The organism is Modicisalibacter luteus DSM 23508 (assembly GCF_000378505.1).
GTDB classification, from domain to species: domain Bacteria; phylum Pseudomonadota; class Gammaproteobacteria; order Pseudomonadales; family Halomonadaceae; genus Modicisalibacter; species Modicisalibacter luteus.
Genome location: NZ_KB899990.1, coordinates 375,056 through 396,495 on the forward strand (window position 1 = coordinate 375,056; position 21,440 = coordinate 396,495).

Annotated in this window: 18 protein-coding genes; 11 read left to right on the forward strand and 7 right to left on the reverse strand. The window is 59.2% G+C overall.

Annotated features, from left to right (window positions below):
* The first annotated feature begins 5 nt into the window (after positions 1–5).
* The gene (locus F568_RS0104395; protein WP_019017494.1) at positions 6–1,067 is read left to right on the forward strand and encodes an HlyD family secretion protein; all 1,062 of its coding nucleotides are present in this window, start codon (positions 6–8) and stop codon (positions 1,065–1,067) included.
* Entirely contained in the window at positions 1,057–2,094 is a 1,038-nt protein-coding gene (locus F568_RS0104400; RefSeq protein WP_019017495.1) for a DUF2955 domain-containing protein, read from the forward strand. Before F568_RS0104395 ends, F568_RS0104400 begins: the two co-directional genes overlap by 11 nt.
* Before the next feature lie 28 nt (positions 2,095–2,122).
* Here F568_RS0104400 and F568_RS23795 read toward each other — a convergent pair whose 3' ends face one another.
* A complete protein-coding gene (locus F568_RS23795; protein ID WP_019017496.1) occupies positions 2,123–4,138 on the reverse strand; it encodes a sensor domain-containing diguanylate cyclase in 2,016 nt (671 codons plus the stop codon).
* A 184-nt stretch (positions 4,139–4,322) separates the two neighbouring features.
* Positions 4,323–5,474, reverse strand: coding sequence for a cyclopropane fatty acyl phospholipid synthase (gene cfa, locus F568_RS0104410; RefSeq protein WP_019017497.1), 1,152 nt, complete (start codon positions 5,472–5,474; stop codon positions 4,323–4,325).
* Between the two features lie 199 nt (positions 5,475–5,673).
* On the opposite strand from cfa, the gene F568_RS0104415 reads away from it, so the two are divergent.
* Positions 5,674–5,976 carry an MTH1187 family thiamine-binding protein gene (locus F568_RS0104415; protein ID WP_019017498.1) on the forward strand — a complete coding sequence of 101 codons (303 nt, stop codon included), beginning with the start codon at positions 5,674–5,676 and terminating at the stop codon, positions 5,974–5,976.
* Positions 5,977–5,980: 4 nt separating this feature from the next.
* Here F568_RS0104415 and F568_RS0104420 read toward each other — a convergent pair whose 3' ends face one another.
* Positions 5,981–6,322, reverse strand: a complete 342-nt coding sequence (locus tag F568_RS0104420) for a hypothetical protein (RefSeq protein ID WP_156817341.1) — start codon at positions 6,320–6,322, stop codon at positions 5,981–5,983.
* A 108-nt stretch (positions 6,323–6,430) separates the two neighbouring features.
* A complete protein-coding gene (locus tag F568_RS0104425) occupies positions 6,431–7,363 on the reverse strand; it encodes a LysR family transcriptional regulator ArgP (protein ID WP_019017500.1) in 933 nt (310 codons plus the stop codon).
* Between the two features lie 105 nt (positions 7,364–7,468).
* On the opposite strand from F568_RS0104425, the gene F568_RS0104430 reads away from it, so the two are divergent.
* Both F568_RS0104430 and hppD read left to right on the forward strand, forming a co-directional pair.
* Complete coding sequence (locus F568_RS0104430; protein ID WP_019017501.1) at positions 7,469–8,077, forward strand: LysE/ArgO family amino acid transporter; 609 nt, start codon at positions 7,469–7,471, stop codon at positions 8,075–8,077.
* A 223-nt stretch (positions 8,078–8,300) separates the two neighbouring features.
* On the forward strand, positions 8,301–9,395 hold the full coding sequence (gene hppD / locus F568_RS0104435; RefSeq protein ID WP_019017502.1) for a 4-hydroxyphenylpyruvate dioxygenase: 1,095 nt from the start codon (positions 8,301–8,303) through the stop codon (positions 9,393–9,395).
* A 75-nt stretch (positions 9,396–9,470) separates the two neighbouring features.
* Here hppD and F568_RS0104440 read toward each other — a convergent pair whose 3' ends face one another.
* Genes F568_RS0104440 through F568_RS0104450 form a run of 3 tightly spaced genes read right to left on the reverse strand, consistent with a single transcriptional unit; the run spans position 9,471 to position 12,003 of the window.
* The gene (locus tag F568_RS0104440) at positions 9,471–10,835 is read right to left on the reverse strand and encodes a TrkH family potassium uptake protein (RefSeq protein WP_019017503.1); all 1,365 of its coding nucleotides are present in this window, start codon (positions 10,833–10,835) and stop codon (positions 9,471–9,473) included.
* Between the two features lie 7 nt (positions 10,836–10,842).
* Complete coding sequence (locus F568_RS0104445; protein ID WP_019017504.1) at positions 10,843–11,499, reverse strand: potassium channel family protein; 657 nt, start codon at positions 11,497–11,499, stop codon at positions 10,843–10,845.
* A gap of 15 nt (positions 11,500–11,514) precedes the next feature.
* A complete protein-coding gene (locus tag F568_RS0104450) occupies positions 11,515–12,003 on the reverse strand; it encodes a MarR family winged helix-turn-helix transcriptional regulator (RefSeq protein ID WP_019017505.1) in 489 nt (162 codons plus the stop codon).
* Between the two features lie 423 nt (positions 12,004–12,426).
* Here F568_RS0104450 and F568_RS0104455 point away from each other — a divergent pair, with 423 nt between their 5' ends.
* The 6 genes from F568_RS0104455 to urtB all read left to right on the forward strand — a co-directional run bounded on the left by F568_RS0104455 (position 12,427) and on the right by urtB (position 21,440).
* Complete coding sequence (locus F568_RS0104455) at positions 12,427–13,887, forward strand: sodium-dependent transporter (RefSeq protein WP_026300330.1); 1,461 nt, start codon at positions 12,427–12,429, stop codon at positions 13,885–13,887.
* Positions 13,888–14,116: 229 nt separating this feature from the next.
* Entirely contained in the window at positions 14,117–14,938 is an 822-nt protein-coding gene (gene cobA / locus F568_RS0104460) for a uroporphyrinogen-III C-methyltransferase (RefSeq protein ID WP_019017507.1), read from the forward strand.
* A 144-nt stretch (positions 14,939–15,082) separates the two neighbouring features.
* On the forward strand, positions 15,083–16,891 hold the full coding sequence (locus F568_RS0104465) for an acyl-CoA dehydrogenase C-terminal domain-containing protein (RefSeq protein ID WP_019017508.1): 1,809 nt from the start codon (positions 15,083–15,085) through the stop codon (positions 16,889–16,891).
* A gap of 137 nt (positions 16,892–17,028) precedes the next feature.
* Positions 17,029–18,168 (forward strand): GGDEF domain-containing protein, encoded by a 1,140-nt coding sequence (locus F568_RS23800; protein ID WP_019017509.1) that lies wholly within the window; start codon positions 17,029–17,031, stop codon positions 18,166–18,168.
* 316 nt (positions 18,169–18,484) lie between these two features.
* The gene (gene urtA, locus F568_RS0104475) at positions 18,485–19,744 is read left to right on the forward strand and encodes an urea ABC transporter substrate-binding protein (protein WP_051087922.1); all 1,260 of its coding nucleotides are present in this window, start codon (positions 18,485–18,487) and stop codon (positions 19,742–19,744) included.
* Positions 19,745–19,817: 73 nt separating this feature from the next.
* Complete coding sequence (gene urtB / locus F568_RS0104480) at positions 19,818–21,440, forward strand: urea ABC transporter permease subunit UrtB (RefSeq protein WP_019017511.1); 1,623 nt, start codon at positions 19,818–19,820, stop codon at positions 21,438–21,440.

Here is a 21,440-nt window from a genome sequence, read left to right on the forward strand (position 1 = left end):
CCCCTATGACACCGGAGCAACGCTTCGCCCGCTGGGTACGCGTGGCGATTGTAATGTTCGTCGTTCTGTTCGCCTATTTCGTGGTGGCCGATGCCTACATGCCGGTCACGCCCCAGGCCAGAGTGCTACGCGAAGTGACCCGCGTCGCCCCCGAAGTGGGTGGTCAGGTCATCGACGTATCCGTGAGCAACAACCAGCATGTCGAAACGGGTGACGTCCTGTTTCGTATCGATCCGGCGCCGTTCCGGATTGCAGTGGAAAAGGCGGAGCTGGCGATGGAACAGGCACGCCGCGACAATGCCGAACTGGATGCCTCCCTGGCCGAAGCCCGGGCCGGGCTGGCTTCCGCGCGGTCCGACGCTGAGGAGCTCCGCCGCGAGCGGCAGCGTGTCGAGCGGTTGATCCAGGGCGGCAGCATTTCCCGTCAACGCTACGATGAAGTCGTGGCCGAGGCACGTGCTGCCGATGCCGCCGTGGAAGCTGCCGAAGCGCAGGTACATTCGCTAGAGGTCCAGCGTGGCGAGAGCGGCGAAGACAACCTGCGCCTGCGTCAGGCGCGCAATGCGCTTGATGACGCTCGGCTGGATCTGGAGCGGACGACCGTACGGGCAGAGCAGGCCGGTTGGGTGAGCAACCTGCAACTCGCCAAAGGTGATTATGTCACCGCAGGATCCCCGGTACTGGCTCAGGTCGGTGATGCCATGGATATCGTGGCCGATTTTCGCGAGAAAAGCCTACGCCATGTCGAGAGCGAGGAGCCGGCCTGGGTCGCACTGGATGCCCTGCCTGGCAAGATATTCGCGGCGCATGTCATCTCTGAGGACGCAGGCGTTCTGGAAGGTCAGGTAATTGCCGATGGCAACCTCGCCGATATCCCCACCACGGATCGCTGGGTGCGCGATGCCCAGCGCCTGCGAATTCATCTGGCCTTCGACGAGGAACCGGGCTTCCTGCTGCCCACTGGAGCGCGGGCCACGGTGCAACTGGCCCCAACCGACCATAGGCTCGCGGCCTGGTTCGCCCGGGCGCAGATTGGCCTGATGAGCTGGTTGCATCATGTCTACTGATTCCCTACCAGAGAAAGGCATCGACGCCAACGGGCTGCGCCAGTGCCTGCGCATCGCCTTCGGCGGCTGGCTAGGCTTCGTAATCAGCCAATTGATGGGGTGGAATTACGGGGTCTTCTTCACCGTCTTTCCGATGTTCCTGGTGGGGCTGGTGCCGGTGCTAAATGGGCACGTGATTCGTCAGTTCCTGGGTAATGCCCTGATCAATTGCGTCGAGGTCAGCCTGGTTGTCGGGCTGACCCAGCATATGCCGCTGGTGATGACAGGGCTGGCCTTTGCACTGTTCTATACGCGTTTCCGGCTGATGGCACGCGGACCGATGTTCCTGTTCGGGGCCAATGGTGTGCTGACGCTGAGCGTAATGTTTCATTTCGCCAGCTATCCGTCGCTAGATCTCGCCGACCTGTTGGCAAGCAATCTGGTTGCGAGTGTATTGGCGGTGGGTATTGCCGCGCTCATGTACGTGGTATTTCCGGACGTGGAACCGCGCAAGCCCATGCCGCGTCTCACCAAGTCGACCAGCCGCATTCGTCACGAAACCCTGATCGGGGCCGTTACCGCGACGCTCTCGTTCGTGGTGTTTCAGACCCTGGACCTGCGTGATTCGTTGTCGGCACAGATGGCGACCATCCTGATACTGTTTGCGCTGGGGTATTCCGGCGCAAGGGCATCCGCCGGCAAACGCGCGGTAGGCACCCTGCTGGGGTGCAACTTGGCGCTGGCGATGCAGCTACTGCTCTATACGCAGACCCAGCACTTCACTCTGGTGGCTCTTCTCTATTGGCTGGGTTTGATGCTATTTGCCCACGCCCACGTGAAGGAGGGTGGCGGATCAGGTATTGGTTTCGGCGGGTTGACGACGCTGGGTATCCTGTTTGGGCAGTCGCTGTCGCCCAATCAGGACCTTGTTTACAGTGCGTTATACCGCTTCTCGTCGATGTGTGTGGCGCTGGTTGTCACGCTGATAGTCATGGCGTTGCTGCATCGCTGCCTGAATGCGTGGGCGCCGACCCGGGCTGAAGTCTGAATCGTTCGAACACCCCATGGCGAGGCAATCACTCGTCGCTGATCACCCGGTTTCGGCCAGATCGCTTGGCGGCGTAGAGACCGCGGTCGGCACGATCGAGAAGCGTCTCGGCATCGTCGTCGGGGCGGCATTCGGCGACACCCAGGCTGGCAGTGATCACAGATTCACCCAAGCCGAAGTCGTGTGTCTCGATGCATTGACGTATCCGCTCTGCAAGCTGTTGTCCTTCACTGAGCTGCGTCAATGGCAACACAAGGGCGAACTCCTCGCCACCCAGGCGGGCGACAACGTCTTCCTGGCGCAACGTGTCCAGACACAGGCGGCCAATGGCCTGCAGTACCTGGTCTCCCGCCAAGTGGCCCCAAGTATCATTGATACGTTTGAAATGATCGATATCCAGCAGGATCAGTGTCAGGGGGTGGCGATGCCGCCGGGCCCGGGACATTTCTTCTTTCAACCGTTCGTTCAGCCGGCGTCGATTGGCTAACCCGGTCAGGTCGTCGGTGCCGGTCAGCTCCCGCAGGTGCGTTTCCTGGGCGATCTGGTCGTTGATGTCCAGCAAAATACCGTGCCAGTGCGTAGCGCCGGTGTGGTCATTCGGCTCGGGCTGGGCGCGTGCCGTTACCCAATGCAGTTCATTGTCGAGACCGCGCAGCCGAAACTGTATCGATAATGGCCCCCCGTAACGGGCCGAACGTTCGATTGCTGTCATGACTCCGGGCAGATCATCCCGACATACCTGCTCCAGGCCAAGGCGTGCGTCAGCGGCAAGCAGTCGCGGGTCGATCGTTTGCAGGTTACGGTCGTTACCGGCCAGGTAGGGAAAGCTGTAGCGGCCGTTGGCGTCGCGCCGGAATTGGAAAATGAGTCCCGGGATACGTTCGGTCATGATTTCCAGGCGAGCCAGCAGTTCGGCTTCGCGACTGACATCGAGGAGGGTTCCGACGAGCTCAGGCGTCGCCCCCTCGCGGATAGGCCGAGAGATCCGGGCTTCGTTTTGAACGGTCAGGTAATGTCCGCGACTGTGACGTAATCGATAACGCAGGGCGCGCCGCTCGCGGTGCTCCGTTGAGAACCCCTGCAGCCAGGCGTGCAGCCGCTCGACATCGTCGGGGTGAACTCGGTCGAGTAGGCCGATCCTGTCGGCATCGGTATCCAGGCCCAGCAGCCGCGACAGATTGCGGCTGATATGGTTGAGCTCCCAGGGCGGCTGGGAGTCGCAGGCGTACAGCACCGCTGGGCTGGTTTCCAGCAGGTGGCGCAGACGCCGGTGCGCATTGGCTGCACTGCGCCGGGCGGTGTCCAGTTCGTTATGGTCACGCGCTCGGCCGACCACGAACGGGGTGGCCGTATTGTCGCTCTCGAGTAGCGTCAGGATCAGATGCCAATGATGCTCACGCTCGCCGTCATGCAGAACATCATCCAGTGTCTGTGCCTGACCCAGAGACTCGCATTCGGCCAGACGTCGTTGCAGGCGCTGACCGTCAGCCGCGGTAAAGACGTTCTCCGGCAAACTCCCCTGCCAAGCGTTTGCCCCCCGGCGAAGCGCCTTGAGCAATGCGGGGTTAGCGTAGATGAAATGGAAGGCTTCACCCGGTGAGGCTCTTCGGGCCAGGAATACATAGTCCGGCAGGGGATCGAAGAGTTGGCGGACCATGCGGGCCAGTGCCGGTGGCAGCGCCAATGGGTTTTCCGTCGGTGCCAGACGATGGATCATGCCGTTCCAGGTATTCTCTTGGAAACGCACGCGTTCTTCCATCCAGCAGGTGGTATCTTCGTCGATTCTCACTGCGTATCGACAGCGGGCTTCGCCATGCGCGCGCGCCTTTTGTAGCATTAGCCTACGCAGGCGCTGAGTGGGGCCGGCCTGGACGGGCCAGTCGTCGTCGAAAGCCAGGGTATCCAGCGCTTCGCTCGTCAAGCCCAGCAGATGGTTCGAGTCTCCGGCGATGAATGCCCGGTCGGCACCTGAGGTTGTTGCTGTCCAGATCAAGAAGCCCAGCCGGGAGGAGGCTTGGCTCAGCGCGATAGTGGGGTCAAGCATCCGTGGACTCCCTGCAGTCAAGGACGCACGTCGAGTCGCCTTGCATACATGACGGAGACCGGCGGCTCATGGCAAGTCAGCCACTATACCGGGAGGGATGCCGGGTTGTTATCGGCCAGGAGTCGTAGGTGTTTTCGCCACTTCCAATGGTGAAAAAGGAGAGTAACGGCCAGGTACCGCTTGCTCAGCGAGGCGCGTCGTAGCGACCAGAACGCCCCTTGGAGTACACAACCTGCCATAACTGGATATCACGCGCCCGGAAGGCACCTGCACATACGCTCAGATAATAGCGGAACATACGGCGGGTCCTTTCGTTGTAGTTGGCAGCGATTTCATGCCAGTGGGCATCGAAGTTTCCCAGCCACGCCATTAATGTGCGGTCGTAGTCGGCCCCGAAGTTCTGCCAGTCCTCCATCAGTAGGCGCCCCTCGCTGGCTTGGGCGATATGCTTGACCGATGGCAGGGTACCGTTGGGAAAAATGTACTTGTTGATCCAGGGGTCGGCACTGATCTCGGAACTGTTGGAACCAATGGTATGCAGCAGGAACAGTCCGTCCTCATCCAGCAGGCCCGCTGCCGTGTCGAAATAGGTTCGATAGTTGCGATGGCCCACATGCTCGAACATGCCGATCGACACGATGCGGTCGAAACGCCCCTCCAGATCGCGATAGTCCGCGAGTTGGATGTCCACGGGTAAATTCTTGCAGCGCTCCCGGGCCAGGGCGGCCTGTTCCTTGGAAATGGTAATGCCGGTAACTTCGGCGCCATAATGACGAGCCGCATGTTCGGCGAAACTGCCCCATCCGCAGCCGATGTCCAGGATTTTCATGCCGGGTTCGATCTGCAGCTTACGGGCGGCGAGATCCAGTTTGGCAACCTGGGCCTCGTGCAGGTTGCTGGCCTCCTTCCAGTAGCCACAGGAGTAGCACATGGTCGGATCGAGCATGCGCTCGAAAAGATCGTTGCCCAGGTCGTAATGCGCCTCGCCCACGATGTAGGCGCGGGTCTTGCTCTGCAGATTGAAGAAGCCAGCCTGGAGCCGATACATCAGGCGTTCGGATGGCGTATGGGCACGTTCACCCAACCCATGAAGCAGCAGCTTGTGGGCCAACTGGTCGATGCGTTCGCATTCCCACCAGCCGTCCATGTAGGCTTCGCCAAGCCCTAGTGTCCCTTGTTGCAGCACGCGGGGGAAAAAGTCAGGGTGGAGAACCTGAAGGTCCCAGGGTTGGCTACCGTTCAGGGTGACACCGGAGTCTTTGAGCAGGTCTTCAACGACCCGTCGGGCCCGGGTGTCGGGCAGGGCGAGGGGGGCAATACGCTGTTCACTTGTCATGCCGAACTCCGGTATCTATCTGCGTCTGGGTGCGATACGGGTCTCGTGCGGATTCCTTGCCATCATTACGTGGTAATGAGAATGCTGTTATTTATGAATCAAGCTCAACAGTTTTAATCTATGTGTGTCTGATAGCCTAGACTAGATCATGAATTCATGCTTCGGAGACAGTCAACGCAGGCTGTCAGGAGAGGACTCGATGCACGTCATTGCTGACCTTAACGTGATTCCCTTGGGTGTGGGCGTCTCAGTATCTTCCTACGTGGCCGCTTGTGAGCGGGTAATCCGAGAGGCAGGGCTGGAGCACCAGTTGCATGCCTATGGCACCAACATCGAAGGCGAGTGGGATGCTGTTACGGCCGTGGTCAAACGCTGCCATGAGGTGCTGCACGAGATGGGGGCGCCACGAGTCAACACCTCGCTGAAACTGGGTACCCGCACTGACCGCGAACAGACAATGGCCGATCGAATAAGCAAGGTCGAAGGCCTACTGAGGGAATAGCGGTTCACGGTTCGGGAAAACATTGGAAGCCCAGCCGTACGGCTGGGCTTTCGCCTTCATGCGTAGTGGCAGCCAGGTCGGTTACCTCATCCGCGGGAGGGATATCCGGTGCAGGCTGACTGGCGAAGGTGGGCTCCTTTGCATGATCCATTCGCTCGATCACACGCGGTAGGGCCTCGTCACAATGGGCCTGCGCCTTGCGAACGGCATGATGATGCGCCTCTTGCATCGTTTCACCATGGCCAGCGACGACATGGGTCGTCGGTATCGGTGGCGTCTGGCCGTTACTGCAACTGCTCAGGAACGCCAATAAAACCATGATGAGAGTGGCTCTGATTCCTTTCATGGGACACCGTCATTTCTCTTCCTCATCTCAGCGTTGCCCGTTGATACGCGATTGTCGAGTGACGATTCGACTATGCGTAGTCGCACCATATCGTGTCGGCTGGCGCGGCTACTCAGAGGGGGGCGCCGTCCCGCCGACGGCGTTCAGTAACGATACATCCAGTGGTGCCAGCCATTCATGGCAGGTTGACAGCAGATGGCCGGTAAGAGCTTCCAGCGTGCTGCCGCCGTGGCGCCAAAAATGCCAGTACAACGGCACGTCGATGTAGCTGGAGGCATCAAGATCCACCAATGCCCCTTCCTCCAGTTCACGCTTGACCTGGCCTTCAGGGATCAGGCCATACCCCATGCCGGCCTGGGCCAGGTGGATGAAGCCCTCCGAAGACGGACACAGATGATGCGGAAAGGGCTCAAGATAGCCGCGCATCTCCAGGTATCGATGCTGAAGCCGGTCGTCGGGCCCGAAAACGATGGCAGGGGCGCGACGTAGCGCATCGTGAGTCAAGCCCTGGGGAAAATATCGTTCGACGTAGCCCGGGCTAGCCAATGCCCGATAACGCATGCTCCCTAGGGGATGCGAGCGGGCGCCCTGAACTGGCCGCGGTGTGGCACAGATGCAACCGGCCACTTCACCGTCACGCATACGCTTGAGCGCAACATCCTGGTCTTCTACCACCAGATCTAGCAACAGGCCCTGCTGGCGACAGAACTCGCCGGTAGCCGGCGACCACCAGGTCGCCAGGCTGTCCGCATTGATGGCCAGGCGCAAGCGCTGCTCGCGTTCACCGAGTGCAGGTATCTGGTCGAGCAAATCGTGTTCGAGCAATCGGACCTGTTGGACATGGTTGAGTAGACGTCTCCCGAGCGGCGTCGGGGCGAGTTTCGGGGCGCGTACCAGCACTGGCTGGCCCAGGCGGGCTTCGAGTAACTTGATGCGCTGAGAGACGGCCGACTGTGTCAGCCCCAGATGCTTGGCGCCGCGTTCGAATCCCGATTGGTCGACTACTGCCGACAAGGCCTGAAGAAGTTTGTAATCGAGCATCAGCTTATGTAATCACGTATTTTCTTAATTAATTTAACTTATCTTACAGTCAATCCTATTCTGCCTGCGGTTTGCAACCTATCCGATGTTTAAGGGAGTACGCGGGTGTTCGTTTCCTTGATTCAAGGCCTGGGGACCGGAGCCGGACTGATCGTGGCAATCGGGGCGCAAAATGCGTTCGTGCTTGGCAAGGGGTTGCGTGGGGAGTTTCCCTGGTTGGTGGCAGCGCTGTGTGCCTTTTGCGACTGGTTACTGATCGGCTTGGGGGTGATGGGACTGGGGCAACTGATTGCCAGCCAGAATTCACTCATGCTGTTGGCCCGCGTAGGCGGGGCCGCCTTCTTGCTCTGGCAGGCCTGGCTGGCTATGAGGCGGGTCATGACCTCAGAGGGGCTGAAGGCTGACACGGCTGCCTCGGGGTCACGGCGAAGCGTGATCCTTGCGACCCTCGCCGTGACGCTGCTCAACCCACAGGTCTATCTCGACACGGTGATCATGCTCGGGGCGATCGGTGCCTCACAAGCCAGCCCGCTGGGGTTCTTTCTGGGCGCGTCAATTGCCTCCTTTGCCTGGTTCTTCGGATTGGTAACTGCCGCCGGTTGGTTGGCCCCTCGCCTGGCTAGCCCCTGGATATGGCGGCTCATCGATGCGGTCATTGCGGTGGTACTGCTTGCTGTTGCCTGGGGCTTGTTGGCTGGCATGGCGCAGCTGTAAAGAAAACGTGCCGGGGTGTCAGGCTTTTGAACCGGACTGGCTCAGTCGACATCAGGCCATTCTTCCCTGTCACGCTGGCTTTACGCCTGGTGCATCAAACGAGTCAACAAGCAGGTGGTGGCGGGCCTTTGGGGCGTTTCCGCCGAGGCAAGAGCACCCTAGGCTGAAGGCATTCTTCGCCAACTGGCGAGGTCTACTAACAATGATCTCCAGGAGACACGCCATGAACGCTCCCGCGACCTCTGCACCGTCCATCTCACAACAGAATCCCATCGGGACCAACGGTTTTGAGTTCGTCGAGTTCACCGCACCTACACCCGAGGGCCTCGAAGCACTGCGCCGACTCTTCCTGCAGATGGGTTTCACCGAAACCCGCCGGCATCGTTCCAAGAACGTCACCTTGTTCCAGCAGGAAGGCGTCAACTTCGTGCTCAACGGCGAGACTGGTAGCCATGCCGAGAGGTTTGCCAAGGAACATGGCCCCAGTGCTTGTGCCATGGCCTGGAAAGTTGCCGATGCCCAGCAGGCGTTTGAGCACGCGGTGGCCAATGGCGCTGAACCTGCCGAGAATCCGGTCGGTCCAGGCGAAGTCGGTATTCCCGCAGTCAAGGGGATTGGTGGATCGTTGCTGTATTTCGTTGACCAGCGCGTCGATGAACAGGGGCGCACCATCTATGACATCGACTTCGAGCCGATTCAAGGTGTTGAGAAGAACGACCGCAGCGTCGGCCTCAAGGTTCTCGACCATCTGACTCATAACGTCGATCGCGGCCAGATGGATAAGTGGGCCAACTTTTATACCAATATTGCCAACTTTCGCGAGATTCGCTATTTCGATATCGCCGGCAAGAAAACCGGGCTGCACTCGCGGGCGATGACCGCACCCTGTGGCAAGATGCACATACCCATCAACGAATCCGCCGATGACAACTCACAGATCGCCGAATTCCTGCGTGAGTACAACGGCGAGGGCATTCAGCACCTGGCCATGGCGACGGATGATATCTATGCCACCGTGCGCGCCCTGAAGGACAATGGCGTCAAGTTCATGTCGACCCCGGATACTTATTACGAGAAGGTCGACGCACGTGTGCCCAACCATGAGGAGAATCTTGAGGATCTGCGCAAGCTGAGCCTGCTCGTTGATGGAGCGCCGGATCAAGGCGTGCTGCTACAGATTTTTACCGAAACGGTGATCGGGCCGATCTTCTTCGAGATCATCCAGCGCAAGGGTAACGACGGATTCGGCGAAGGCAACTTCAAGGCCTTGTTCGAGTCCATCGAGGAGGATCAGATCCGCCGTGGCGTGCTCAAGTAAGCCGTAGCGTGGCGAGCAGTCAAAGCCCCATGACAAAGGTCATGGGGCTTTCTTGTTGTTGGGTGGCCTTATTCTTTAGCCGATATGCACGTGGCCACGGGCATACTTAAGACCGGGCGTCTGACGGGTGGTTATGAAGTAGCCCAGGGAAATGGGACCTACCCGGCCCAACAGCATGGTCACACAGAGTATCAGTTGCCCCGGCACGCTCAATTCTTCGGTTATGCCGCGCGATAGGCCGACCGTACCGAAGGCGGAAACGGACTCGAAGGCCAGATCGATGAAGGTCTTTCCGGTTTCGGTCAGGGTCAGAGCGAACAGGGATATGAACACCAGCAGCATACCGGCTAAGGCGACAGCGATGGCCTTGAATATTGTCTCTTCGGGGATCGAGTGGCGAAAAATGGCGGGTTGGGTGCTGCCGCGTAGAAATGAGCGAGCGATGAGCAGCACGACGACGAAAGTGCTGACCTTGATACCGCTGGCCGTCGAGCCGGAACCGGCACCAATGAACATCAATAACATGATCAATAGTGTGGCTGGGGCAGTCATCAGATCCATGCTCAAGGTACTGAAGCCCGCCGAGCGCGGCGTGACGGCCTGAAACCAGGCCGCCTGCACACGCACCCAGACACTCTCCAAGCCCCCCAGAGTCGAAGGGTTGCCCCACTCGAGCAACAACAGGGCGATCATGGCCCCCAGCGATAGCCACAACGTGGCATGCAGGACGATGCGCGCATGCAAGGACAGTTTGCGGTGGCGGCGCCATTCGACGAGTTCGGCGAGTACGATGAAGCCGAGACCACCGATGATGAAAAGCAGGCTCATCACGACGTTGACCACCGGATCGGCAACCCAGGGCGAAAGCCCTTGGGGCAAAATGGAAAACCCCGCATTATTGAAGGCGGAAATGGCATGAAAGGCGCTAACCCACAGCCCCTGTTGCCAGCCGAATTCCGGAACCCAGGCCAAGGCCAGCAGAAGCGTACCCAGCCCCTCGGCGACGAGGGTGAAGACGATGACCAGCCGCACCAGACGCATCAATCCGCTGAACGACGTGTTGTGCAGGGTCTCGCGTACCATGTTCTGTTGCTGAAGCGGCATGCGCATGCCCAGCAGGGCCATCATCAGGGCGGCAAAAGTCATGAAGCCGAGCCCGCCTAGTTGGATCAATCCCAGTACGATGACTTGGCCCACAATATTCATTTGGGCGGTATCGACGACCGTCAATCCTGTCACTGTCACGGCCGACGTGGCAGTAAACAGTGCTTCGTGCCAGGACAGAGACATGCCTGACAAGCTGTTCGAGGAGAGCAGCAGTGTGCCGATGGCGATCAGGATGGCAAAACCCAGCAGGATGACCTGAGGGGGAGAGAGGGGAATGACGTGCCCATGAGGCAGGTGTTTCACTGGCTGGGCAAGGCGCTGGCGAAATCGCATCGTTGGCTCAGAGTTTCTTGCCGAGATTGCGCAAGTCTTCGAGATCGCCCATCAGCACCAAGTGATCGTGCGGCTTCAATGGTGCGTCATTATCAGGCGCTTTCTCGAGGCCGTCGCCACGCCTGATGGCAATCAAGGCGAGGTTAGCGTCGTCGAGACCCAGATCGCCGATCGTATGGCATCGCTCGGTCAGGCGCTCGGTTGTCTGGAATTCAACAATGAACTGGCGTTCGCCGAGCCGAATGAAGTCGACCAGAGCATGATAGTGCAGGCTCTCCGCGACTCGCATTCCTATGTCGCGCTCCGGATAAACGACGTGGTCGGCACCGAGCTGTTTGAGAAGCCGATAATGCGTATCCGAGTGTGCCTTGGCCCAGACCTCCTGTGCGCCTTGTTCCTTCGCAAGCATCGTGCAGACCATGCTGGCCTCGATGTTATCGTCGACGTCGATGATCACGGCATCGTAGTCGCCCAGGGAGAGCTCGGCGAGTGCCTTTTCATCGGTGATATCGGCAGCCACGGTGTGACTAAACAGATCGGCAAACTCGTTGACGCGGGTTTCGCTGCGATCGACACCCAGAACCTGATTGTGCTTGCGCACCAGTTCTTCCGCCAAGGTAATGCCGAAGTAACCAAGCCCTAGAATCGCGAACTGTCGAGACATCGACTTCTCCTTGTCTCAGTCGGTGCCGGGTGCTGTCGATACGGTTGGCGAATCCAGCCGCGCCAAGCCTTTCTCCACCTTGCTCAGCAACCGTAGCAGGTCCCGATACTCGGTGGCGGACAGGGTGGCGACGATATCGGCTTCCCAGTCCAGGGCGCGTGGGACCACTTCCTTGAGCAGGTCACGTCCGGACGGAGCCAAGGATAACCATAGGGTACGCTGGTCTTCGTCGTCACGTTGCCGCTGGATCAGGTTGCGTTCGACCAACTGGTTGACGGCCCGCGAGACCCGGGCCTTGTCCATGGCGGTAAGCTCGCAGATGCGTTTGGCGCTTAACGTGCGTTCCTGCTGTAACCAGGCCAGAATACGCCACTGGGCGATGGTCAGATCGAATTGCTCGGCATAGATCAGTGATAACGCCTGGCTGATACGTTCGGCGATGTTCGATAAGCGATATGGCAGAAACCCTTCCAGGCGCAACTCGCCGATATCGTTGGAATCCATGGCGGAGCTCAAGTAACCCCCTCCCTCGTTCGCGTCATGACGGCTCAGAGTATAGCGCTGACCGGAATTCAGTTTCATACGAAAGTGATGGCTGTAAGAAACATGTTACAGCTTTGCGTCTTTGCTTGGCTGAATAAGCCATAAGTTCCCTTGAGGCTGTCATCCGATTCAACCTATCGTTTCAGTTGAAACTATAAGACACTTCATCCGTAGTCTAGCTACGCAACGCGTATGCCGCTTCGGCGTATACGAGGCTGCATGAACAAAAATAACGTTACAGTGATTTACGCTGCAGACTGTTCATGCCCTAGCGAAACGCCAATGTTCAGCGATGAAACGTGGGAGGAAATCGCTACAATGGCAGCGCTGCGTGTTGCGATGGCTGGCAGTGTTTCAGCCAACAACAAAACCAAGGTGTTTTACATGACGACAAGAAAGAAACCCAACAACCTGTGGGTGAGCCGCTGGGGATTTATCCTGGCAGCCACAGGCTCCGCGGTGGGGTTGGGCAATATCTGGAAATTTCCCTACATGACCGGAGAGTATGGAGGCGGCGCCTTCGTGCTGGTTTATCTGGTATGTATCTTGGCTATCGGTATTCCGATCATGATGGTCGAGATCGGCTATGGCCGCCGAGGACGAGGCAGTCCGATTGACGCCATTCGGCGGGTAGTCAAGGAGTCGGGACGCAGTTCCGGCTGGTCTGTGCTCGGCTGGATGGCCATGCTGTGCGGCTTCATGATCCTGTCCTTTTATGTGGTGGTAGCCGGCTGGTCGGTCTCGTATCTGTGGAAGGCGATCAGTGGCGGCTTGAACGCCGACAGCGTCGACGGCATGGCGGCGATTTTTGGCGCCAATAATGCCAGTCCGCTCAACCTCGGGTTCTGGAGCACGCTGGTGACAGTGACGACCATGCTGATCGTCGGCAAGGGCGTGCAGGACGGTATCGAGCGCAACGTGCGCTGGATGATGCCAGGCATGGTGATCATGCTGGCGATCATGATCGTCTACGCGATGTTCTCTGGCGGCTTCGGTCAGGCTCTGGACTTCCTGTTCGGCTTTGAGCTCGGCAAGCTCTCCAGTGCCGGCCTGCTCGCGGCAATGGGGCATGCCTTCTTCACCTTGTCGCTGGCTTCCGGTGCCATCCTGACTTATGGCTCCTATCTGCCTGATGAAAGTTCGATTGCGCGTACCACTTTCACCGTGGCGATCTGCGATACGCTGGTCGCGTTGATGGCCGGACTGGCTATCTTTCCGGTGATCTTTGCCAATGGCATGGACCCGGCCAGCGGCCCGGGGCTGATCTTCATGAGCCTGCCGTTAGCCTTCCAGCAAATGCCCTTTGGCACGCTACTCGAGATCATCTTTTTCGTGATGCTGACCATGGCGGCGCTGACGTCGGCGATTTCGATGATCGAAGCGACCGTGGCATGGCTGAACGAAAGCAAGGGCATCTCACGTACCAAGGCTGCGTGGGGCACGGGCATCGTGTTGTGGATCGTCAGTACCCTGGCCATGTTGTCGTTCAATGTCGGTGCAGACTGGACTCTGGCGGGCAAGACCTTCTTCGACTGGCTCGATTACCTGACGTCGCGCTGGATGATGCCGCTGGGTGGCCTGGGCATGGCACTGCTGGCTGGTTTCGTGCTGCGTAACGAGGTTTTCAAGGCTGAACTCGGTCTGAATAACACCCATTATGCGCTGTGGTTATTCATGATTCGCTATGTCAGTCCGCTGGGTATCGTGCTGATCTTCATCGACGCGCTGGGCATCATGACCCTCGACATGGGGTCCCAGTGGCCCTGGCTATTGGGGGCATTGGCCGCTTTTGCGGTCATAGGTGAACTGCTCAGTCCGCGCCTGGGCCGCCAGCTGGCGGGCTGACGTCACTTCGTCACGCCCTCTCTCGAAGCGCCTCCGCCCTGCGGGGGCGTTTTCGTCTCCGGCCGAAGCGTTATAAGCAGCCAACCAGACGTTACTGGCAATCCGGCAAGGATATCTTTATGTTTCGCATAAAATTCGGTTTTTTAATTCTTTCAGCTATATAGGCCATGCGATGCCCCTCGACACGTTCTCTCATGCCGCATCTCCGGACAGTGCCCGGTTGAGCGCCATGCGTGACTTTCCGCAAGGGCACGTATGTCTCGTCGGTGCCGGGCCGGGCGACCCTGAGCTCCTGACGCTCAAGGCGCTGAAGCGCCTTCAGGTTGCCGAAGTGATACTGCATGATCGATTGGTCAGTAGCGAGATCATGGCCTTGGCCAACCCTGATGCACAGACCCTGTATGTTGGCAAGGCGCGCTCACGACACAGCCTGCCGCAGGAGGAGATCAACCAGGCACTCGTGGATTGGTCCCGCCAGGGCAAGCGTGTGGTACGCCTCAAGGGAGGCGATCCCTTCATCTTTGGCCGCGGCGGTGAGGAGCTCGAGACCCTGGCCCATGCCGGCGTGTCATTCGAAGTGATTCCGGGGGTCACGGCGGCGGCAGGATGTGGAGCCTATGCCGGCATTCCTCTGACTCACCGTGACCATGCGCAATCTGTGCGCTTTGTGACCGGCCATCTCAAGAATGATAGCAGTGACCTGGATTGGCCGATGCTGGCTCGAGGTCAACAGACCCTGGTGTTCTATATGGGGCTGAGTAGCCTTGAGGTGATCCGTCGAGAACTTCAGAATCACGGGTTGCCGGGGCATACGCCGCTTGCCCTGATCGAACAGGGAACAACGGCGCGCCAACGGGTTCATACCGGTACGCTAGCCGAATTGCCGGCCAGTTTGACACATGGACTGATACAGCCACCGACATTGATCATCATCGGTAGCGTGGTATCGCTACACGAACGACTGGCCTGGTTCGAGGGGAAACAGGCCAATAGCCAAGGCTGGGATACGGGTAAATATCCTCTCTCCCCGAAGAATACCGGTAAGACCTGACGTGGACTGCCAACCTTCTTTGCTTCGCCTCCTTCGGGAGGCGTTTTCGTGCCTATAAAGCTGTTGGCCTAATGGCGAGGTGACAGTCATGGCTGGGCTGGCCTAGTATTCAATCGATCGTTTGAATTACTTCAGGAGAGTCTCATGGCCAGCTATCAGGCACCGTTACGCGATATGCGTTTCGTCCTCAACGATGTCTTCCGTGCGGGTGAGGAGTGGGTCGCGATGCCCGGTACCGCGGAAGTGACGCCCGATCTGGCCGATGCCATACTCGAGGAGGGCGCGCGTGTAACCTGGGCGGAGCTGTTCCCCCTCAACCAGAGCGGTGACGCCGAAGGTTGCCATTTCGACGCCGGCCGCGTCACCACACCCAAGGGATTCAAGGAGGCCCAACGCACCCTGGCGGAGGGCGGCTGGTTCGGCTTGGGCGGCAATCCCGAATATGGCGGACAGGGTATGCCCAAGCTGCTGACCGTGGCTTTCGAAGAAATGCTCTATGCCACCAATACCAGCTTCGCGCTCTATCCCGCACTGAATACCGGGGCAGCCTTGCTGCTCGATCATCACGCAACAGACGCTATCAAGCGTACCTACCTGCCGCGCATGTATGCTGGCGAATGGCTGGGCAGCATGTGTCTCACGGAGCCGCATTGCGGTACCGATCTGGGACTGATCAAGACCCGGGCCGTGCCCAACGTGGACGGCGACACCTATGCCATCACCGGCAGCAAGATCTGGATCACTGGCGGTGAGCACGACATGGTCGACAACATCGTCCATCTGGTGCTGGCCAAGTTACCCGATGCCCCCGAGGGCACGCGGGGAATCTCGCTGTTTCTGGTGCCCAAGCGCAAGGTCGGAGCCGATGGCGAGGCGGGCGAGCCCAACAGTGTCGTCTGCGGTGGCCTGGAACACAAGATGGGCATCAAGGGCAGCGCCACCTGCGTCATGCACTTTGAGGCGGCCGAAGGGATGCTGATCGGCGAACCTCACCAGGGTCTGGCCGCCATGTTCACGATGATGAACTACGAGCGCTTGTCAATCGGTATCCAGGGCTTGGGGCTCGGCGAGGTGGCTTACCAGAGTGCCATGGACTTTGCCCGCGAGCGCCTGCAGAGCCGCGCGCCGAACGGGCCGGCGGCACCTGACCGGCCGGCTGACCCCATCCTGGTGCATCCCGACGTGCGACGCATGGCATTGAACGTGCGTGCCTGGAACGAAGGCGGTCGAGCATTTGCTGCCTTCGTGGCGCAACAGCTCGATCGCGTCAAGTTCCACCCCGAGGAGGGCGTCCGTGACGAGGCCCAGGCGCTGGTGGCACTGCTGACCCCCGTAGCCAAGGCCTTTCTGACCGACCGAGGCTTCGATGCCACGGTCGAAGCCCAGCAGGTCTACGGTGGCAACGGCTATTGCGTTGAGTGGGGAGCTGAGCAGTACGTACGCGATGCGCGCATCGCCATGATCTATGAGGGGACCAATGGCATCCAGGCCATGGATCTGGTGGGGCGCAAGCTTTTCAGGAACAGGGGCGCCTATGTGACGTGCTTGTTAGCACTGATACGCGGGGATCTGGAAACACTGGATAAGCAGGAAGTCAGTGATTTCAAGCAAGCCGTCCAGCAGGAAGCCGAACGTTTGGGGCGTGTGACGGACGAACTTCTCGAACGAGCCGACGGCCGTCCCGAAGAACTGGGCGCCGCAGCGGTGGATTATCTCAACCTGACAGGGCATGTCGTGTATGCCTGGCTGTGGCTGAAGATGGCGATCGCCGCACAGGCCGGACTCGATGGGCAGGGGACAGCGGGAGAGAGGTTCTATCGCAGCAAGTTGGCGGTCGGGCGGCATTTCATCAACCGCATGTTGCCCCGAACAGAAGCTCTGGAACGGCAGATTCGTGCTGGCGCCAAGCCGCTGATGACGATGGATGACGAAGACTTCATGTTTACCGGCTAAGCATTAGAGCGCAATGGTTGAAACAAGGTCCTCATTCAAGGATGCCATGTTTCATGAGACTACGTTTAAATATCACCGACCCGACAGTCTGCCTGTCGGGTCGGTTGCGTTGTGAAGGGCGATGAGAGGGCTCAGACGTGAAGAGACTCATCAGTCAGGGGTACCAGACTGTATGGCAGTTGATCGTTGGCCGACGCTCCTCGCCTTTGCAGCGTATGCACCTTGCCTTTCTGTTCTTTGCAGCGTTGGTCGGTCTGGCCTCGGCTGTCTTCAATCTGGCGCTTGCTCTGACATCGCCACATCATAATGGCGCATTGCTCGTTTTCTCCAGCATCGTGATCTGGATGTGGTATCGCGCCCGCTGGCATGGCGAGGCCAGGCGCATGGCCTGGTGGCTTTGTCTGCTGACATTGTTCGTCATCCTGCCGCTGAACTGGCTGTTCAACCAGGGCATGCAGGGCCCGACCTTGATGTTCTTTCTGATGGCAGCCGCCTATGCCCTCGGTGTCATGCCGCACGATGGGTGGCAGCGACGACTCGTGTTGATGGGCTTTGTCGTCATGCCGCTGTTGCTGTTGATGCTCGAAAATGCCAATCCTCACTGGATTGCCCCTTATTCCGAGCGGGTGGGCCAAGCACTAGACCTGGGCGTCAGTTATTTGTTGAACGTGGCCATTCTTATTGTGATCGTCAGTGGTCACATGGTGCGCATTCAGCGTGAGCAGCAGCGAAGCGCCTCCTATGCTGCACAGCTGGAAACCTTGGCCCGACTCGACAGCTTGACGGGGTTATTGAACCACGGCGCGTTTCACGCAGAGTTGCAGTCACGGCTTCCTGACATCGCCAAAGGCAAGCCCTATGTCCTGCTGAGCTGTGATCTCGACTATTTCAAGCACCTTAACGATACCTACGGCCACCCCTATGGTGACGAAGTGATCCGCACCTTTGCCGGTCTCCTGCGCCAAACGGCCGAGGAGGCTGGCGGTGTGGCGGGGCGTTGTGGTGGTGAGGAGTTTGCGGTGTTGTTGTCGACAGGTCTCGAGCAAGCGAAGGCTTTTGATCGCCAGCTTCGTGTGCTCTGCCACGATCACTGCATGCGCCATGGTGCTATCCGTTTCAGCAGTGGCCTGGCGTCGGCAGTGCCGGGGGAGACCATTCCGCGTTGGACCGAGCGAGTGGATCGGGCGCTGTATATGGCCAAGGCCGCCGGTCGTAACCGCCTGGCAACCTGCGACACTTCAATATCACCCCTGAATGACTGGCCTTCTGTTACCTGAAAAATCACGCACGTTATACATGCGCACCGTTTAAGTGCATGAATAATTCCGGCATTCGCCCAGTGTTACATCATGGTGCGTTTCGTGTGCCAGGAAAGTGCATTCAGTCAATAAAACTACTTGGTGGTGTTGGGTAACATGCTGTTATAAAAGAATTTTAAGCCACTTTCAGAGAGTTGGCACATCCCTTGCGATAAAGATCGGCAATGGTGCGGCGTTCCGTCGCTCCTGCATCGACAACAACACAAGCGCAAGGAGTTCCATCGTGAAGAAGTGGCAAGTTTCCTCTCGCTGGCTGACGACCTCCCTGGTCGCCATGGGTATGTCCTTCCCGGTATTCGCTCAGGAAGACGACCCCATCAAGGTGGGCATCCTGCATTCCCTGTCCGGCACCATGGCGATCAGCGAATCGACGCTGAAGGACACCATGCTGATGCAGATCGAGCAGCAGAACGCGCAGGGTGGATTGCTGGGACGTCAGCTAGAGCCCGTAGTCGTCGACCCTGCCTCCGACTGGCCTCTGTTCGCCGAGAAGGCACGCCAACTGCTGGAGCAGGACAAGGTCGACGTCATATTCGGCAACTGGACCTCCGTATCGCGCAAGTCGGTATTGCCGGTCGTCGAGGAACTCAACGGCTTGTTGTTCTATCCGGTGCAGTATGAAGGCGAGGAGTCCTCCGGGAATGTTTTCTATACTGGTGCTGCCCCCAACCAGCAGGCGATTCCCGCCGTCGATTACCTGATGAACAACGTCGGCGTCGAGCGTTGGGTGCTGGCTGGGACCGACTACGTCTATCCGCGCACCACCAACAAGATTCTCGAGGCCTACCTCAAGGATCATGGCGTGGCGCAGGAAGACATCATGATCAACTACACGCCGTTCGGGCACTCCGACTGGCAGAACATCGTCTCCGAGATCAAGCGTTTCGGCAGTGCCGGCAAGAAGACCGCCGTGGTTTCGACCATCAACGGCGATGCCAACGTGCCGTTCTACCGTGAGTTGGGCAATCAGGGCATCGATGCCGCCGATATTCCGGTCATTGCCTTCTCGGTGGGCGAGCAGGAACTCTCGGGCATCGACACGGCACCGCTGGTCGGCCACCTGGCCGCCTGGAACTACTTCATGAGCGTCGATACCGATGCCAACTACGACTTCATCGACAGTTGGATCGAATATACCGGTGACGAGGAAGCCGTGACCAACGATCCGATGGAAGCTCACTATATCGGCTTCAACATGTGGAAAGAAGCGGTTAAGAAGGCTGGTACCACCGATGTCGATGCAGTCAAGGATGCAATCATTGGCGTGAGCGTGCCCAACCTGTCCGGCGGCTACGCAGCGATGATGCCCAATCACCACATCACCAAGCCTGTGCTGATCGGTGAAATTCAGGACAACGGCCAGTTCTCTATCGTCTGGCAGACCCCATCCACTGTGGCCGGTGATGCCTGGTCCGATTACCTGCCCGGCTCGCGTGACCTGATCAGCGACTGGCGCAAGCCGCTGGAGTGCGGCAACTACAACGTGATCGAAAAGACCTGTGGCGGTGGCGAGGCCCAGACGGCCAGCCAATAAGGCATGCCCCAGCGATCCGGCCGTGGCCGGATCGCTCCAAAACACAACCACACGCCACTCAAAGGACACCCGCATGAACCTCCTGCGGACGATTAAAGCCACACTCCTGTTCTGGTGTTGTGTCGCGTTGGCCACCCCCGTCCTCGCGCAGCAGACCAACATCGCGGAGCAGGATGTGCCCCCCGAGCTGGCCGCCCTGGCCGCAGACTCCTATGCCGATAAGGGCAAGGCCATTCAGGCCTTGATTGCCAGTGACCACCCGCGTACGCGCACCTGGCTGACCACACTGCTCGATGGCAAGCTGCAACGCATCAAGGAGAGTGGTCGTTTCGTCATCGTTACCGATAACCGCGGCCGCGACTGGACAGTCATCGACGCGGTCGACGATACGCCGTTGGGCGAAGTTTCGCGGCGGAACATCGATCGCATCACCATCAACAATGCGCTGCGCAACCAGCTGCGCAGCGCCATGGCCGTCCTCGATCTCGACGCGCCGACGGTACAGGAACGCCTGGCCAGCGCCGATCGCCTGCTCGGTAAAGTCGACGTGAACCTGGCCGAGCCACTGGCCGCACGTCTCGAGGCCGAGGAAAGCCCGGCCGTACGCGACAAGCTCACCCAGGCCCTGGCCATCTATCAATTGCAAAGCGGCGATAGCGCAGCCATCAGCGAGGCCATCGATACGTTGTCGGGCAGCCTTAATCCTGCCGTTCGCGCCGCACTCAATGGGGTCGCTGCGGGAGAGGGTGAGGCCGCCGAGTCGGCCCGGCAGGCCCTGGCAGGCATTGAGCAGAAGCTCAAGTTAAATCGTGCCGCGGAAACGCTCTATTTTGGCTTGAGCCTGGGCTCGGTGCTGGTGCTGGCGGCCATCGGCCTGGCTATCACCTTTGGCGTCATGGGCGTTATCAACATGGCGCATGGCGAGCTGATCATGCTCGGTGCCTACACCACCTGGATGATGCAGCAACTGCTGCCGGGGCAGCCCGGCCTGGCGCTCATCCTGTCGATTCCCGCCGGCTTTCTGGTCGCAGCGGTCGCCGGCATCATCATCGAGCGTAGCGTGATCCGTTTTCTCAAGGGGCGCCCGCTGGAGACCCTGCTGGCCACCTTCGGCGTCAGCCTGATATTGCAGCAATTGGTACGCACGCTGGTCTCGCCGCTCAACCGTACCGTGGTGACGCCGGAGTGGATGAGTGGCTCGCTGGTTATCAACGAAGCGCTATCGCTGACTCTCAATCGTCTCTACGTGCTGGGCTTCGCGCTGGTGGTCTTCGCCGGAATCATGCTGGTGATGCGCAAGACTCGCCTGGGGCTGGAAGTACGTGCGGTGACCCAGAACCGTGCCATGGCGCGTTCCATGGGGATTCGTGCCACGCGTGTAGACATCATGACCTTCGCGCTGGGCTCCGGTGTTGCCGGACTGGCCGGTGTGGCGCTTTCGCAACTCACCAACGTCGGCCCCAATCTCGGTCAGAGCTACATCATCGATTCGTTCATGGTCGTGGTGTTCGGCGGGGTCGGCAACCTTTGGGGCACGCTGGTCGCCGGCATGTCGCTGGGCGTCATCAATCAGGTCCTCGAGCCTTGGGCCGGCGCCATCCTCGCCAAGATCATTGTGCTGGTCTTCATCATCCTGTTCATTCAGAAACGCCCCCGCGGACTCTTTCCGCAGAAGGGCCGTGCGGCGGAGGGCTGA